This is a genomic window from Hydrocarboniphaga effusa AP103, assembly GCF_000271305.1.
Classification (GTDB): domain Bacteria; phylum Pseudomonadota; class Gammaproteobacteria; order Nevskiales; family Nevskiaceae; genus Hydrocarboniphaga; species Hydrocarboniphaga effusa.
This window is the reverse complement of the sequence record NZ_AKGD01000001.1, coordinates 810,441-825,355: the sequence shown is the minus strand read 5'-3', so window position 1 is coordinate 825,355 and position 14,915 is coordinate 810,441. Positions and strand designations below refer to the sequence as shown.

20 protein-coding genes are annotated in these 14,915 nt (G+C 65.8%); 8 read left to right on the top strand and 12 right to left on the bottom strand.

The features are described from left to right. Positions 1-57: 57 nt before the first annotated feature. From WQQ_RS03665 to WQQ_RS03650, 4 genes are all read right to left on the bottom strand, one after another. On the bottom strand, positions 58-291 hold the full coding sequence (locus WQQ_RS03665; RefSeq protein ID WP_007183709.1) for a hypothetical protein: 234 nt from the start codon (positions 289-291) through the stop codon (positions 58-60). Beyond that, the gene (locus WQQ_RS03660) at positions 288-740 is read right to left on the bottom strand and encodes a hypothetical protein (RefSeq protein ID WP_007183708.1); all 453 of its coding nucleotides are present in this window, start codon (positions 738-740) and stop codon (positions 288-290) included. Before WQQ_RS03660 ends, WQQ_RS03665 begins: the two co-directional genes overlap by 4 nt. 67 nt (positions 741-807) lie before the next feature. Further along, positions 808-1,317, bottom strand: coding sequence for a phage holin family protein (locus WQQ_RS03655; RefSeq protein WP_007183707.1), 510 nt, complete (start codon positions 1,315-1,317; stop codon positions 808-810). Positions 1,318-1,344: 27 nt separating this feature from the next. Continuing rightward, positions 1,345-1,689 carry an ElaB/YgaM/YqjD family protein gene (locus WQQ_RS03650; protein WP_007183706.1) on the bottom strand — a complete coding sequence of 115 codons (345 nt, stop codon included), beginning with the start codon at positions 1,687-1,689 and terminating at the stop codon, positions 1,345-1,347. 328 nt (positions 1,690-2,017) lie between these two features. Here WQQ_RS03650 and egtB point away from each other — a divergent pair, with 328 nt between their 5' ends. Further along, positions 2,018-3,289, top strand: coding sequence for an ergothioneine biosynthesis protein EgtB (egtB, locus tag WQQ_RS03645; RefSeq protein ID WP_007183705.1), 1,272 nt, complete (start codon positions 2,018-2,020; stop codon positions 3,287-3,289). Positions 3,290-3,347: 58 nt separating this feature from the next. Further along, a complete protein-coding gene (egtD, locus tag WQQ_RS03640) occupies positions 3,348-4,316 on the top strand; it encodes an L-histidine N(alpha)-methyltransferase (RefSeq protein WP_007183704.1) in 969 nt (322 codons plus the stop codon). Positions 4,317-4,435: 119 nt separating this feature from the next. Here the strand turns inward: egtD and WQQ_RS03635 are convergent, their stop codons facing one another. Then, complete coding sequence (locus WQQ_RS03635) at positions 4,436-4,636, bottom strand: hypothetical protein (protein WP_157534493.1); 201 nt, start codon at positions 4,634-4,636, stop codon at positions 4,436-4,438. Between the two features lie 70 nt (positions 4,637-4,706). Further along, positions 4,707-5,102 carry a low affinity iron permease family protein gene (locus tag WQQ_RS03630; RefSeq protein ID WP_040453524.1) on the bottom strand — a complete coding sequence of 132 codons (396 nt, stop codon included), beginning with the start codon at positions 5,100-5,102 and terminating at the stop codon, positions 4,707-4,709. Between the two features lie 139 nt (positions 5,103-5,241). Between WQQ_RS03630 and WQQ_RS03625 the strand changes: the two genes are divergently transcribed. From WQQ_RS03625 to WQQ_RS03615, 3 genes are all read left to right on the top strand, one after another. Then, positions 5,242-6,045: an SIR2 family NAD-dependent protein deacylase gene (locus tag WQQ_RS03625; RefSeq protein WP_050997559.1), complete on the top strand. Its 804-nt coding sequence runs from the start codon at positions 5,242-5,244 to the stop codon at positions 6,043-6,045. Positions 6,046-6,053: 8 nt separating this feature from the next. After that, positions 6,054-7,511, top strand: a complete 1,458-nt coding sequence (locus tag WQQ_RS03620) for an MFS transporter (RefSeq protein WP_157534492.1) — start codon at positions 6,054-6,056, stop codon at positions 7,509-7,511. A gap of 103 nt (positions 7,512-7,614) precedes the next feature. Continuing rightward, positions 7,615-7,854, top strand: a complete 240-nt coding sequence (locus WQQ_RS03615; RefSeq protein ID WP_040452957.1) for a hypothetical protein — start codon at positions 7,615-7,617, stop codon at positions 7,852-7,854. A 48-nt stretch (positions 7,855-7,902) separates the two neighbouring features. Here the strand turns inward: WQQ_RS03615 and WQQ_RS03610 are convergent, their stop codons facing one another. Further along, positions 7,903-8,172: a hypothetical protein gene (locus WQQ_RS03610; protein ID WP_040452955.1), complete on the bottom strand. Its 270-nt coding sequence runs from the start codon at positions 8,170-8,172 to the stop codon at positions 7,903-7,905. A gap of 163 nt (positions 8,173-8,335) precedes the next feature. Here WQQ_RS03610 and WQQ_RS03605 point away from each other — a divergent pair, with 163 nt between their 5' ends. Continuing rightward, positions 8,336-8,644, top strand: coding sequence for a DUF1653 domain-containing protein (locus WQQ_RS03605; RefSeq protein WP_050997640.1), 309 nt, complete (start codon positions 8,336-8,338; stop codon positions 8,642-8,644). A gap of 16 nt (positions 8,645-8,660) precedes the next feature. On the opposite strand, the gene ybaK is transcribed toward WQQ_RS03605, so the two are convergent. From ybaK to WQQ_RS03580, 5 genes are all read right to left on the bottom strand, one after another. Continuing rightward, a complete protein-coding gene (gene ybaK / locus WQQ_RS03600; RefSeq protein WP_007183696.1) occupies positions 8,661-9,134 on the bottom strand; it encodes a Cys-tRNA(Pro) deacylase in 474 nt (157 codons plus the stop codon). Continuing rightward, entirely contained in the window at positions 9,134-9,541 is a 408-nt protein-coding gene (locus WQQ_RS03595; protein ID WP_007183695.1) for a PaaI family thioesterase, read from the bottom strand. The genes ybaK and WQQ_RS03595 overlap by 1 nt, the downstream gene beginning before the upstream one ends. Before the next feature lie 54 nt (positions 9,542-9,595). Next, positions 9,596-10,996, bottom strand: coding sequence for an amidohydrolase family protein (locus tag WQQ_RS03590; protein WP_007183694.1), 1,401 nt, complete (start codon positions 10,994-10,996; stop codon positions 9,596-9,598). After that, positions 10,990-12,171, bottom strand: a complete 1,182-nt coding sequence (locus WQQ_RS03585) for a CoA transferase (protein ID WP_007183693.1) — start codon at positions 12,169-12,171, stop codon at positions 10,990-10,992. Before WQQ_RS03585 ends, WQQ_RS03590 begins: the two co-directional genes overlap by 7 nt. 129 nt (positions 12,172-12,300) lie before the next feature. After that, the gene (locus tag WQQ_RS03580) at positions 12,301-12,873 is read right to left on the bottom strand and encodes a TetR/AcrR family transcriptional regulator (protein ID WP_007183692.1); all 573 of its coding nucleotides are present in this window, start codon (positions 12,871-12,873) and stop codon (positions 12,301-12,303) included. A 70-nt stretch (positions 12,874-12,943) separates the two neighbouring features. On the opposite strand from WQQ_RS03580, the gene WQQ_RS03575 reads away from it, so the two are divergent. Both WQQ_RS03575 and WQQ_RS03570 read left to right on the top strand, forming a co-directional pair. Then, positions 12,944-13,990: an aldo/keto reductase gene (locus tag WQQ_RS03575; RefSeq protein ID WP_007183691.1), complete on the top strand. Its 1,047-nt coding sequence runs from the start codon at positions 12,944-12,946 to the stop codon at positions 13,988-13,990. A gap of 67 nt (positions 13,991-14,057) precedes the next feature. Further along, on the top strand, positions 14,058-14,873 hold the full coding sequence (locus WQQ_RS03570; RefSeq protein WP_040452952.1) for an NAD-dependent epimerase/dehydratase family protein: 816 nt from the start codon (positions 14,058-14,060) through the stop codon (positions 14,871-14,873). Positions 14,874-14,915: the final 42 nt, after the last annotated feature.

Here is a 14,915-nt window from a genome sequence, read left to right as displayed (position 1 = left end):
AGCCGCTTGAAAGCGGCTCTTTTCATTGAAGCGGTGCGACGTTGTATCCGTGCCGAATCAGTGATGCGAGCGACGACTCCCGGCACTGGATTCGCTCGTGCTCGGGGCTGCGGGAACCGACAGCTCGGCCGGAGTTTCAGCCACCGGCTCCGGGCGCTTGGCCCGGCTCACGCGCTTGGGAGCGGGAGCGGGTTCTTGCGGCAGATAACCGAGCCGGCGCAATACCGGCGTCATCAGGATGCCGACGGAAACGACCGCGGCAGTGGTCTTGGTGAGGGTCCATAAATTCATGTCTTGGATGCTCCTTGAAATGAATCCTGCGGGGGATTGAATGCACGCGCGCCGGAGTTGGCCGAACTCGCGGCGGTAGCTTGCAAGGCCAGAAACTCGCGACTCGACGAGGAAGCCTGAAAGCCTCGCCACAGGCGCCAGATATCGAGTCCGGCGCCGATCAGTACGAGCGGCTTGACCTTCTTTCCACGAAACAGCGCGCCGGCGATGCCGATCACGGTGACCGCGGCAACCGCGTATGGCAGCAAGGGCGTGAGCTTGCGAACGGCGGCATCGGCGCGATTGACCGTTCGCAGCGGCCCGCCGAGCGCTTGCGCAGCTGCCGCGAGCTCGTCCCGGCCGTGATCGAAACGGGCATCGAACCGGCTCGGGTCATGAATGCGATCGTGCCCATTCTCGATCTCCTTGGTCTCGCTCGGGGCAGTGGGATCGACGTGTTTCTCCATCATGCAGATCTCCAGTACGGGTCTTGGCGTGCGCCAGTTTTTCGCGGACATGACGATGTCGCGATACTCGCTAGTGCAGCCTCGACAAGGTCTCCGGGGTCTTCAGCGAACGCTCCCGCTCGGCGGAAGCCGGAACATCGGACAGTGATGTCTCGCCTTCGACCTTCGGAGGATCGTCCGCCTCGGACTTGCGCCGTCCCGTCATGCGCTCGAGCGCTTCGCGATCTTTATCGAACTGCTCGATGCTGCGAGCAAAAGGCTGCTCGCTGCGTGCGAGCACGCGCTGCACCATCGCCCATGACCAATAGGTGATGCCACCCGTCAACAGCACCATCGCGCCGGCCGCATACAGACGCCAGGGCGTGTACCAAAACACCAGCACGACGAACGCGGCGGTCAGCTGATACAAGGTCAGTGCGGCGACGGCGAACAAGGCCCAGCGCCAGGTGAGCTCGAGGATGTGCGAGCGCTCCTGCTTCCACTCGTATTGCAACAAGGCGAGATGCGATCGCCCATGCCGCAGCGCGGCATCGATGAAAACATGCAGCCGTTCGCCGACGCTGGGACGATCGCCGCTCATATCGGGCCTCCGTTGCAGTTCAAACCGCTATTTTTCGCTGCGGCCGATATTGCTGATGAAGCCGATCGCCAGCGCGGCGAGTACGACGATAGCGGCGGTCTGCCATGGCTTTTCGCGTGCGTAGACGATGGCGGCATCCGCTGCGAGCTTGCTGCGTTCGATCGCCGCATCGCGAAGCGGAAGGGCCTGCGCTTTGACCTGCTGCAGACTGTCCGTCAGTTTCCGCCGCGCGAGATCGACGGTCTCGCCCGAGAGCGTTGTCGTGGCCTGCAGCAGTTCTTCGGCATGGCTGACGAGCGACTGAAAATCCTGACCCAGATGCTCGCGAGCGCTGGCGACATCGCTGGTGGCGGACAACGGCTGATTTTTCATGGGGACTCTCCTTGTCTTGAAGTGATCTGTCGCAGACGAACTGCAGTTTTTACGTCGGATGGCGATCGTAAATCGCGTTTCCAAACGCGTGGTCGAAGTCTGGTCATACGACCTTGCTCTACGCTGACACCGCGTTGGCAGGGTCCGCCGTTCGGCTCATCGAAATCGCCGGCACGACTGTTGCGCGTGGACCCGCAAGTACAAGCGAGATATAGCGCCGAGGAGAGAGCGTCATGGCGGATCATGTCCTTCAATGCGGATATTCATCGCGCAAAGCGAAGGATGCAGCGTGGCCGGTCATGCAGGCTGCGGGGCTGGAGTGCCGCAGATGAACGGCGAGCAGACAAGATCGGCCACCGACGACCCGGCATTCGCAGAAGGTCCGTGGACGGTGTTCAGCGCGACACGGCGAGCCAGCGAAGTGATCGCGGCTCCGTTGTCGGCGGAAGATGCGGGTGCCCAAAGCATGCCGGACGCGAGTCCCGTCAAATGGCATCTCGCGCATACGAGTTGGTTCTTCGAAGTATTCGTACTGACGCCCGCTTGTCCGGGTTACCGGGTCTTCGACGAACGCTTTTCGCAACTGTTCAATTCGTACTATCAGACCCTCGGGGTTCCATTCGAGCGGCATGCCCGCGGCCTGTTGACGAGACCGTCGCTGGATCAGGTTCTCGCTTACAGGCGACACGTGAACGAAGCGCTCGAAGACGCGCTGCAGAACGATCGCCTGTCGGCGGCGCTCGAGAAGATCGTCGAACTCGGGGTCCATCACGAACAGCAGCATCAGGAGCTCATGCTGACCGACATCAAGCATCTGTTTTTTCAGAACCCACTCAAGCCTGCGTATCGCGAGACGGATTTGTGCGAGATCACACCGCAGTCTACGTACTGGCGCGACTTCGCTGGCGGCATCCACGGCATGGGCCATGCGCATCCGGGCTTCTGTTTCGATAACGAGACTCCTGCGCACAGCGTGCTGCTGCGCGATTTCAGTCTTGCGAGTCGGCCCGTGAGCAATCACGAGTATCGGCAGTTCGTCGATGACGGCGGCTATCGGGACGCACGTCTGTGGCTGGCCGACGGCTGGTCATGCATTCGGCAGCGAGGCTGGGATAGGCCGCTTTACTGGTCCGAAGACCTGGCAACCGAATTCACGCTGCATGGCCAGCAAGCCATCGATCCCAATCGGCCCGTGGTGCATCTGAGCTTTTTCGAAGCAGACGCCTATGCGCGTTGGGCCGGCGCACGCCTGCCGACCGAGTTCGAGTGGGAGCGCGCAGCGCAACTGAGTCGCGACGGGGCGCCCCAGCTTGCGTTCTCGTCTCGCACCGAGCTGCATCCCGCCGATCTTCGGCCTGAAACGTTTTCGGCCTACGACGAAGTCTGGACCTGGACGGCAAGCCCTTATCTGGCCTACCCGGGATTCGCTGCATCGGCCGACGCGGTGGGCGAATACAACGGCAAGTTCATGTGCAACCAATGGGTGCTGCGCGGAGGATCGCTGGCGACGCCGGCCGGTCACTTGCGCCCGAGCTATCGCAATTTCTTCCCCGCCGACGCGCGCTGGCAATTCAGCGGACTGCGACTGGCGCGAAGCTGATGCAGGACGCGCGGCAACCAAACAGAGCGCATCCGACAGGACAACGATAGGAGAATTCATGGCCCGCAACCCCAACACGGTGGCGCAGGACGCTGGTGCGAATGCCGCGCTGATCGAGATCCAGGCCGGCCTCGGCAAGCCGCAGAAGGCGCTGTCGCCAAAGTGGCTCTACGATGAGATCGGCTCGCAATTGTTCGAGCGCATCTGCGAGCAGCCCGAGTACTACATTCCGGCCACCGAGCGAGCGATGCTGGAGGAGCACGCGAATGCGCTGGACGCGTTCTGCGGCACGCGTTGCATCGTGATCGAACCGGGCGCGGGGTCTGCCGAGAAGACCGCGATCCTGCTCGGCGCACTCGATCAGCCCGCGGCTTACGTGCCGATCGAGATTTCGCCCACCGCACTTCAGGCTTGCAAGCGGCGCATCGCACATGAGTTTCCGAACCTTGCGATCATGCCGCTGGTGGGGGATTTCACTGCGGAGGTCGCGCTGCCTCGTATCGGCAATCTGCAGTGGCGCCGCCGCGTGCTGTTTCTCCCGGGATCGACGATCGGGAATTTCGATCCCGATACCGTGCGTGAACTGCTCACGATGTGGAAGCGCATGGCGGGCGTGCACGGCGGACTCATCGTCGGCGTGGATCTGCGCAAGCCACGCGAGATCCTCGAGGCCGCCTACGACGATGCGGCCGGCGTTACCGCTCAGTTCAATCTCAATTTGCTGCGCCGCCTCAATCGTGAATTCGGAGCCGACTTCGATCTCGATGCATTTCGCCACCGGGCCGTTTACAACGACGCGTTGGGCCGCATCGAGATGCACCTCGTAAGCCTGCGGCAGCAGCGCGTACACGTGGGTGGAGAAAGTTTCGATTTCGCCAACGGCGAAACCATTCATACCGAAAATTCGTACAAGTACCGGCCCGGTGATTTCGCGGAACTGGCTTTGTCGGCGGGGTGGGGGCGGCGAGATCTGTGGATCGATGCACAGTCGCGCTTCAGCATTCACTGTCTCGATGCGATCCGTTGATGCGCTGCTCGCCAATCGACAAGCCCGGGGCCTGACAGCACAACAAAGCCTGGCCGCGTTGGTGGCCAGGCGATCGGATGGGTGACGCAGCGGGATTGAATGCCGACGCGCTCTTTGGATCAGCGTTTGGTCGGCGTTTCCGGCTTTTCACCCGGGCCACGATGCTTGCCTGGACGAGCCTGCGTTCCGACATGCCCCGGCGGATCGCTCGCCGGAAACGAATCGTAGGAGGCTTCGTCCACGCGATCGCGGGTGTCGATGCTGTCTACCGCGGGCTTGTCCTGTGCGGTCTTTTTGCGTTGATGGTTTTCCTGACTCATGTCGTGCTCCTGCGTCAGTGCCGAAGTGCAGGTCATTGGGCTCCCTCCCGGCTGAACCTGCGCTGGTTCCTTACGGATGCTCGGCCGACTCGCCTTGTGCGCGTGCCTGTTCCGCGAGTTTCAGGTAGCGCGTGCGAATGCGATCGAGTTGCTGCTCGTCGAGTTCTTCGAGATCGAGCAGGGCCTTGTTGGTCTGGTCGAGCGCTCGAATGATGTCGTCGAGCTTGATCTGCATCGCTTCGGAATCGCGGTTCTGCGTATTCTGGATCAGGAACACCATCAGAAAGGTCACGATCGTGGTCCCGGTATTGATGATGAGCTGCCAGGTATCGCTGAAATGAAACAGCGGACCCGAAACGGCCCAGAACACGATGATGCCCGCAGCCGAGGCGAAGCAGACCGGATGTCCGGTGAACGAAGCAGTGGCTTGTGCGAATCGCGTGAAGGCCGATTTTTTCTTGCTCATCTGCGTTGCCTTGATCGTTCGGGTGAACACCCGGATGCGAGCCTAGCGCCGCAAGCTGAATGCGAGGCCGTCTTGCGGGGCCGCCGGGCCTCACGCAGCATGCGAACGCACTCGAGACGACCGAACCATGACAGGACAAATGCCAGTGGCCGACGCCGCTCCGATTCCCCTCGGCCTGATCGAGAGCCTGCGCTCGGCTCGCCGCATCTGCGTTTTCTCGGGCGCGGGCATGTCGGCCGAGAGTGGAGTGCCGACGTTTCGCGATGCGCTGACCGGCCTCTGGGAGCGCTTCGATGCCGAGCGTCTCGCAACGCCCGAAGCTTTTCATCGTGATCCTTCGCTGGTTTGGGGCTGGTACGAATGGCGGCGCATGAAGATGCGCCTCGCACAGCCGCATGCAGGACACCGGGCGCTTGCCGGACTCGAACGTCGTGCGGCGCAGCTGACCGTGATTACGCAGAACGTTGACGACTTGCACGAGCGTGCGGGCAACACGAACGTGCTGCATCTGCATGGCAGTCTCGAGGCGACGCGCTGCGTGCGCTGCGCGGCTCCATTCGCGCTGCCGGCCGACATCCCGCAGGAGCCTGAAGGCGGGCGACGGATCGAGCCTCCGCGTTGCGCGAGCTGCGGCGGGCGCGTGCGCCCGGGCGTGGTCTGGTTCGGCGAAAGCCTGCCGATGCCGATCCTGCAACCGGCGCACGATGCGGCTGCGGCCTGCGATGTGTGGATCACCGTCGGCACTTCGGGGCTGGTTTATCCGGCCGCTGAGCTGCCGCTCGTGGCTGCGCGCGCGGGCGCCACGCTGGTGCAGATCAATCCGCTGCCGACTCCGCTCGATGCGCATTACGACCATGTGCTCAGCGGCACCGCGGCCCAGTGCCTGCCGGAGTTGTTCGCGCAAGAGCGCGATCGAGCGAGCCTTCAGCCTGGGCGTTCATAATCGCGCGCATGGATCACCCGCCCCCTCCGCCATCACGCCAGCAGCCGGCGCGCGGCATGCTCGTGCCGCTGATCGTCGCTTGCGCCTTGTTCATGGAGAACCTGGATTCGACGATCATCGCCACCGCCTTGCCGGCGATCGCGCGGTCGATGAACGAGGATCCGCTGCATCTGTCGATGGCGGTCACCTCCTACCTGCTGAGCCTGGCGATCTTCATTCCGCTGTCGGGCTGGATGGCCGATCGCTACGGTGCCCGGCGCGTGTTTCGCAATGCGATCCTGATCTTCGTGCTCGGCTCGATCGGCTGCGCGGCCTCGCAGAGCATCGGCCAGCTGATCAGCGCACGCATGCTGCAGGGCCTGGGCGGGGCGATGATGGTGCCGGTGGGGCGACTCGTGCTGCTGCGCGAGGTCGACAAGGCCAATCTCGTCGGCGCGATGTCCTACCTGACGATTCCGGCGCTGATGGCCCCGATTCTCGGTCCGCCGCTCGGCGGGCTCATCGTCACGTTCGCTTCGTGGCGGCTGATCTTTCTGATCAATGTGCCGATCGGCGCGCTCGGCTGGTGGCTGGTGAGCCGCTACATTCGCGAAGTGCGCGAGGAGCATCAGCCTCCGCTCGATCTGGCCGGATGGATGATCCTCGGCGCGGGCCTGGCCGGCGTGATCTTCGGCTTCGAGAATCTGGGCAAGCACGTGCTGTCCCCGGGCGTCGCGCCGGCGATCCTGCTGGGCGGCATCGCACTGCTGGTGCTGTATGCCTGGCATGCGAAGCACGAGCACTCGCCGATCCTCAAACTCTCGCTGATGCGGGTCGCGACCTTTCGCGTCTCGGTCACCGGAGGCTCGCTGTTCCGCATCGGCGTCGGTGCGTTCTCGGTGCTGCTGCCGATGATGCTGCAGCTCGGCTTCGGCCTGTCGGCGCTGCAATCGGGCTCGATCACCTTCGCGAGCGCGGTCGGCGGCCTGCTCATGAAGACCATCGCGCAGAGGCTCACGCGCCGCTTCGGTTTTCGCGATCTGCTGATTCGCAACACCCTCATCTGCGGTTGCGCGCTGGTGCTCTGCGGCTGGCTGCGGCCGAGCCTGCCTTACGCGCTCATGATCGGCTTCCTCGTGCTGACGGGCTTCTTCCGCTCGCTGCAGTTCACCTGCGTCAACGCCATGGCCTTCGCCGATATCGACGAGGACGACATGAGCCAGGCCACGAGTTTTTCGAGCACCGCGCAGCAGCTCGCGCTGAGCATCGGCGTCGGCATCGGCGTGCAGGTGCTCAACATCAGCATGGCGCTGCGCCGCGACACCGCGCTCGACGACCTCGATTTCACCATCGCCTTCCTCGTGATGGGCCTGATCTCGCTGTCCTCGCTGCTGAGTTTCAGGCGCCTGGCACCCAACGCGGGCAGCAGCGTGAGCGGGCACCGGCTCGCGCTCGCGAACGAATCGCCGCCGACCGCCGCGCACTGACGACCACCCATACGTTTTCAATCCATCCCGCATTCAGCGGGCAGGGCCTATCGTGAGCCTCAATTCGCCCGGCCTAGAGGCGAATACGACGAGAGATCTCACGATGAGCACCCATTGCGCTGCCTGCCGCTCGCTGATCGCCCAACCGCGATCCGCCACGGCTCCCTACTTCCTCGAACCCATTGTGTTTCCCAACCTGCATCGCGGCGCCCGGCGCTTCTACGCCTGCATGGCTTGCGGACAGCAGTGGGAATTCGATGTCGCCCAACATCGCTGGACGAGCGCGGATTATTCGCAGCCCGAACAGCCACGCCGCGCGCCGGCCATTGCGCTCGCCGCCTGAAGGGCGGGCTCGATCGCGTCGCGTCGCTGCCGATGCTGCGCGCTGGCGCTAGAACCGATTGCGCGATTTGTCCGTGCGCTGGTCCCTTGCGAATTGGACGCCGGTCGCCACGGCGTCCTCGTAGCTGTGGATCTGAATCGAGGCGGCGGCGGAATCGCGGGCCTGCAGGTCGGGCCGGCCATCCTCGAATTCGACGCGCCATATCCAGTTGCCGCCGATGACCTTGCCGGTCTTCACGGCGAAGCCTTCTGCGTCGAAATGAGCGGTCTGCCAGACGATGCGTGGGCGGTTCTGAGACATGTCGATCGGTTGCGGCACGGGCGATCACCGGATGCTGCTCGGCCCCGACCCAAGCTGCGATGAAGCGAGGCGATGCGCCAGCCGAACCGATCGCCCGCAGGCTCGCGTATTCTGCGGCGCAGGTGAGCGAGGAAGACCGAGCATGGCGATCAGCGACGACGACTGGCAGGAACTCGAGCAAATGGTCGAGGACTTTCAGCCCGGGCTGTATCAGCACTACAAGGGCCAGCAGTACCTCGCCTTGTGCCTGGCCCGCGACGACGAAACCGAAGACGTGCTCGTGGTCTACACGCGGCTCTACGCGCGGCCCGGCCTGCCGACCAGCGTGCGCCGCCTGCAGGTCTGGAACGAGGAGGTCGAAGTCGACGGCCAGCGGGTTCCGCGCTTCACCTACGTCGGCCATGTGACCGACGAAGTCGACAGCCGCGGGCGGCCGCAACAGGCGCAGGGTGGCCGCGGATTCTTCGGCTGGGTGAAGGACAACCTCTGAGCGCGCGCGGCGTGGCTCAGGCCACCAGATCGGCGGCGATCGCGGCGAGCGCCTTGCGTGCGTCTTCGGGCGACAGCCGCGCCTGCAGGCCGCGCTGACCGCCGTTGAGGTAGACGTAGGGTTCGGTGAGCGCGCTGCGTTCGATCGCGGTCGGCAGCCGCTTGCGCTGGCCGAACGGGCTCACGCCGCCGACCTTGTAGCCGCTGATCCGCTCCGCGTCGGGCACCGGCATCATGCTCGCGCTCTTGCCGCCGAAGGTCGCGGCGACTTTCTTCATGCTGAGCTCGCGATCCGACTGCAGGATCACGCAGACCGGCTTGCCGTCGACGAGCGCCAGCAGCGTCTTGAGCACGCGCGAGGGCGGCTCGCCGAGCGCTTCGGCGGCTTGCAGGCCGACGCGCGGGCTATCGGGGTCGTAATCGTAGCGGCGGGTTTCGAAGGCGACGCCGTTGTTGGCGAGCCAGAGCGTCGCCGGTGTGCCTTTCGACATCAGGCGCGGCTGCCGCGCGCGAACCAGACGCCCGAGGCCTGCGCGATCAGCTGATCGCCCGAGCGCACTTCGCAGCGCACGAACGACAGCTTGCGCCCGCTCTTGGGCAGCACCACGACGATGTCGAGCCAGTCGCCTTCACGCGTCGGGCCGACGAAGTCGATGTTCAGCGAAGCGGTCAGGAAATCCGCCGGCACCGGAGCGAGCTGGTGCACGCTCGAACCCATGGTGATGTCGAGCAGCGCGGCCAGCGCCCCGCCGTGCAGGATCGAAAGCTGGTTCAGGTGCTGGCGCCGGACCTGCCAGCGATAGCCCATGCCCTCGACGTCCGGGCGGTGATAGACCGGACCCAGCAACTGGTGGAAGGGGTTGCCGTCGTCGGCAAGCAGCTCGTAATCGTCTTTCATCGGGGTGGCGCGAAATGGGAAAGGAGCCGCAAGGCCCGCCTGTTTGCCGACATTCTATGCAGGTTCACGGGCTTGAATGGAATCGGAATAGGCCAGCACGCCGCCGATGAAAGTCGCACGCACGAGCTCGCGGCGCAGATCGGTGCGGGCGCGGGCCCAGCCGCGATCGAGCAGGCAGAGGTCGGCGGCGCGGCCGACCTCCACGCGCCGACGCTCGTGCAGGGCTTGCGGGTCGCGCAGATAGCAGTCCAGCGCCTGTTCGGGCGTCAGCGCCTCGTCGGCGCCGATCAGATGGCCGCCGCGCGTGCGGCGCGAAACCGCGGCGCTCATCGAAGCCCAGGCGTCCCAGTGCCCGAACGCCGAATCGCTGCCGGCCGCGAGCGTCACGCCGGCGCGCAGGAACGAGCGCAGCCGGTACAGGTGCGGCAGCTCGCTGGCGTCCATCGCCGCGCGGTATTCGTCGCCGCGCTCGGACACGAAATGCGGTTGGCTGACGACGGCCAGGTCCAGGCGCGCGATCTCGTCGACGAAGGCATCGGAGGCGACCGAGGCATGCTCGATGCGGTCGCCCTTGCGAGCCCCGGCCTCGTCGATCGCGGCGATCGCGTAGGCGAGCTCGGCTTCGGTCGCGCAGTGGATCGCGATCGGCCGGCCCTGCTCGTGCGCGAGCCCGATCAGCGCGGCGGCCTGTTCGAGCGGGGCGAAATCGGCCTCGTGCAGATGCAGCTTCACCGCGCCGAGCCGGATGCCGGGCGCGAGCGCGAGCCCGGCGAGTTCGGGCAGGCCCGCGAGCAGCAGGCGCTGGGGCAGGGCGCCGCAGGCCCGCTGGGCCGCGAAATGCGCGGCCATGAACGCATCGTTGCGCGGCGACATGTCGGTGACGCCGGTCACGCCGACGGCGGCGAGTTCGCGTCCGACGCGATCGAGCGCCGGCGGCTCGCTGCGCAGGGCCTGCTTGAGCCAGGCGTCGGAATCGAACAGCCGGCCCGTGTAGCGGCCGTCGACGCGTTCGAGCCCCGGTGGCGCGGGCACGGCCGCGAGCAGCCGATCGAGCGCGGCCGAATTGAAGAACCACATGCGGCCCGAGCGATGCTGGATGCGCAGCGGACGCTCGCGCACGATCGCATCGAGCATCGCCGCGTCGAGCGGGCCGCAGAGGCTTTCGTGATAGCCGGTGCCACGCAGCCAGCCGCTGCCGGGCGCCTGCCGCAGGCATTGCGCGAAGGCCTGCGCATCGGCGACTTCGGGCGGCCCGCAGCGCCGCGATTCGAACGAGGCCGCGAGCGCCATCAGGTGCAGATGATGATCGTGCAGGCCCGGAATCAGCAGGCCGCCGTTCGCGTCGATGCAGGTTTCGTCGTCGCGATCGAGCCTGCCGATCTCGGCGATGCGCCCGTCGCGCAGGCGCAGGTCGGCGATCGAGCCGTCTTCGAGTTCGGCGTTGCGGATCAGCATGCCGGGCTCGCGTAGCGCGCGGTGTCGCGGCCGAATTCGGCCGCCGCTTCGAATGCACGAATGCGCGTGCGCGCGAATGGCTGGCCGACCGCGGCGCTCCAGGCGCGCAGATCCTCGGCGAGCGCTTGTGGCGCCGAGCGGCGGGCGCCCGCCAGCGCATGAGCGACGACCCGGCTCATCGCCACCGCATGGCGTCCACCGCGGCGCGATCGCCAGGCTTCGAAGGCGAGCGCCGCGGCATAGATGCCGGTCAAGGGGTCGGCGATCGCGTCGCCGACGAAGCCGATGCTTCCGCTCGCTTCCTCGAGCGCAGCCGAAAGCCCGGCCGCCACGCCGCAATCGTCACCGAAGCCGATCCAGTTGGCGGCCTCGCCGGTGGCGCCGTGGCCGGTGATCGAAATCCAGCTCAGGCCGGGCACTTCGTCGACGAAGCGTTCGGCCTCGATGCCGAGCTGCCGCAATGCGCGCGGGCGCGCGGCCTCGATGACGATGTCGGCGCTCGCGATCAGCTTTCGCAAGGCCTGCAGTTGCGCGGCATCGGCGAAATCGAGCACCACGCTGGCCTTGCCCTGATTGAGCAGCGAGAAGAACTCCGGCGCGCCGCCGCGCATCGCATCGGGCCTGCGCAGGCTTTCGACCTTGATGAGCTCGGCGCCCGCGAGCCACAGCAGATGGCCGCACAAAGGCCCGGCCCACAGCGCGGACAGATCGACGACTCGCGGTGGCCGGCCGCTGTCGCGCGTCGCCGGCAGGCCGTCGTGCAGGCGAACGCTGGGCTCGGCCTCGTCGTGCTCGGCCGCATGCACGGCCGAAATCGCCAGCCCGAGCAGGCGGCCGCGTTCGACCAGGCCCGCGGCGCGGCTTTGCGCGATGAGCGCGGCGATCGCCGCGTCGTCGTCGGTGTCGACATCGTCGCGTTCGAACAGCGCGGGCAGCAGTTCGCGGTCGGTCGCCCGGCTCAGGCTCAGCGCGAGGCGGTCGTCGGCGGCCTCGAACAGCGCGCAATTGGCCGAGGCGGCGATGCGCGCTGGAACGCGGTAGCCGGCCAGTGTCGCGCGTTCACCGAGCAGCGTCGGCGCATCGAGCGACTGCAGCGCGGGCGCTGCGCTGAGCCGGGCGAGGCGGCCAAGCCAGGCATCGGCGATGTTCGCGAGCGGGATGGCAGGAGCGTTCATGAATGCGATTGTCCGCAAAAAGCGCAGCGATCACGAGACATTCGGACCTGCGGCGCGGCAAGACAGCGGCCTGCTGCGATGCGGGCGAGGTCGCACCGAGCTGCTCGCGCGCTTCCGACGCAGGCGTTTCTAGACGTCCTTGGCGCCCATGCCGCGAAAAACCGTCGCCATCAGTCTTTTCACGCGAGTTTCGCCGGCCTGGGTCGGCGGGATTTTCCAAAGAGAGCTCATCAGCATGACGAAGTCCTCGGGATCCGCTTCGGGTGCAAGGTCGCCAGTGCTTTTGCAGGCGTCCATGAGCTGGCCCAAGGCAGCCAGCATCTTCTGGTAGTTGGCCTGGAAATCCTGGCCGGCCATCGCCGCATGCAAGGTGTCGGCGACGCCGTGCTTCATGCGCCCGAACCTCGCGAGCCGGTCGCACCACAGGCGCAAGGCCGCGAGCGGCAGGTGCTTGGCGAGCAGCGACGGAGCGAGCGCGACCAAGGCATCGATCTCCTTCCGGTACACGCTCAGGACCAGGGATTCACGGTTCGGAAAATGGCGATACAGCGTTCCGGCACCAACGCCAGCAGCCTTGGCGATCGAGTTGAGCGAGGCCTGCGGATCGGCGGACAGCGCATCGCGCGCAACGTCGAGGATGCGGTCCCGATTCGCTTTCGCGTCAGCACGAAGATTGTCGTCGCCCATGATTTCCTTGACCAAGCGGAGAGTTCTCCGGTACGGTGCCTGCGCAAACGGAGAGCTATCCGTTTTTATCCCGCCGGGAGGAACTATGCAATACATCAAGCTTGGCCGCACGGGTCTCGAGATTTCCCCGATCTGCATCGGCTGCATGGGCTTTGGCGATCCGTCGCGCGGCCATCCGGGCTGGGCTCTCGGCGAGCAGGCCAGTCGTGACCTGATCCGCCATGCGATCGAGGCCGGCATCAACTTCTTCGACACCGCCAATCTGTACTCGCAGGGCACGAGCGAAGAGACCCTGGGCCGCGCGCTGAAGGATTTCGCCCGGCGCGAGAGCGTGGTCATCGCCACCAAGCTGGCGGCGCCCATGCGCTCGGGTCCCAACGCCCGGGGCCTATCGCGCAAGGCGATCATGACCGAGATCGACCAGAGTCTCGGCCGGCTCGGCACCGACTACATCGACCTCTACCAGATCCATCGCGCGGACCCGACCACGCCGTGGGAGGAAACGCTCGAGGCGCTGCACGACCTCGTGAAGGCCGGCAAGGTCCGCTATCTCGGCGCGTCGTCGATGATGGCCTGGGAATTCTCCAAGGCGCGCCATCTGCAGAAAGCCAATGGCTGGGCGAAGTTCGTGTCGATGCAGAACAACTACAACCTGCTCGCACGCGAGGAGGAGCGCGAGATGTTGCCGCTGTGCTTCGACGAAGGCGTGCAGACGCTCGTCTACAGTCCGCTCGCCCGTGGCCGGCTGGCCCGGCCCTGGGGCGAAGCGACGGCGCGCTCCGAAGCGGAGCCGTTCGCCGCGGTGCTTCATGAACACGCCGGTACACAGGCGAGCGATCGAAAGATCGTCGACGCCGTAGGCGACATCGCCGCCGCGCGCGGTGTGAGTCGCGCGCAGGTCGCGCTGGCCTGGCTGCATCGCAACCGCGTCGTCGCCGCGCCGATCGTGGGGGTTCTCAAGACCAGCCATATCGACGAGGCCATCGCGGCGCTGTCGATCGATCTGCACGACGAGGAGGCGGGGAAGCTGGAGGCGGCCTATACGCCGAGGCGCGATATCCAGGGCATCTCGGACCCCACGGCTCTCGCGCGCATGGCCGCCGCGAGCGGCGTCAAGCTCGCCGCAGCCTGATCGAAAGCCGTCGGCAAAAAAATCAACCGGATTCAACCGAATTCAACGAAAAAACAAGGATGCAATCATGACGATCTTGGTAACGGGTGGTACGGGCCTCGTGGGCTCGCGTTTGTTGCGGCGCCTGGTCGAGTCGGGAGTGGAATGCCGAGCGCTCGTGCGCGCCGGCAAGCAGCTTCCGTCCGGCGTGATCCCGGTGGTCGGAGATCTTTTCGATCCGGCTTCGCTCGCGTCCGCCGTCGAAGGCGTTTCGGCCATCGTGCATCTGGCCGCCGTGTTCCGCACGGCCGACACCGACGAGATCTGGAAGGCCAACCTCGAAGGCACCCGCCAGCTGATCGCCGCCGCCCAGCAGTTCGCGCCACAGGCACGCTTCATCATGGCGAGCACGGGCCTGGTCTATGACGCGCACGGCCAGCGGCCCGGCCGCGAAGACGATGCCGCCGATCCCCAGCTGGCGTATCCGGCGAGCAAACTCGCGGCCGAGAACCAGCTCCGCGCCAGCAAGCTCAACTGGTCGATCCTGCGGCTCGGCTTCGTCTACGGCGACGATGACGGCCACCTGCAATCGGTCCCCAAGCTGGCCGGCGCGTACAAGTGGCATCCCGCCAGCAGGCTGAGCATGATTCACCATCGCGATGTGGCGACGATCGTCAGGCTCGCGCTGGAAGGTGCGATGGACCGGCGCATCGTCAATGTGACCGACGAATCGCCCATGTCGATTTACGAAATCGCAGCGCTGGTCGGTGAATCGATACCGCCGTCGTCGGACCCCTTGGCGAACCCGTGGTGGGGCCAGATCGATGGCACGCTCGCGCGCAGCCTGGGCTTTCAACCGGCGGTGGCGACGGCCTACCAGGCCGCGCGCGAGAACGCGCTGTGAAATCCCGCGACCGCCCTACCAGATGAAGCCTGGATTCGGGCG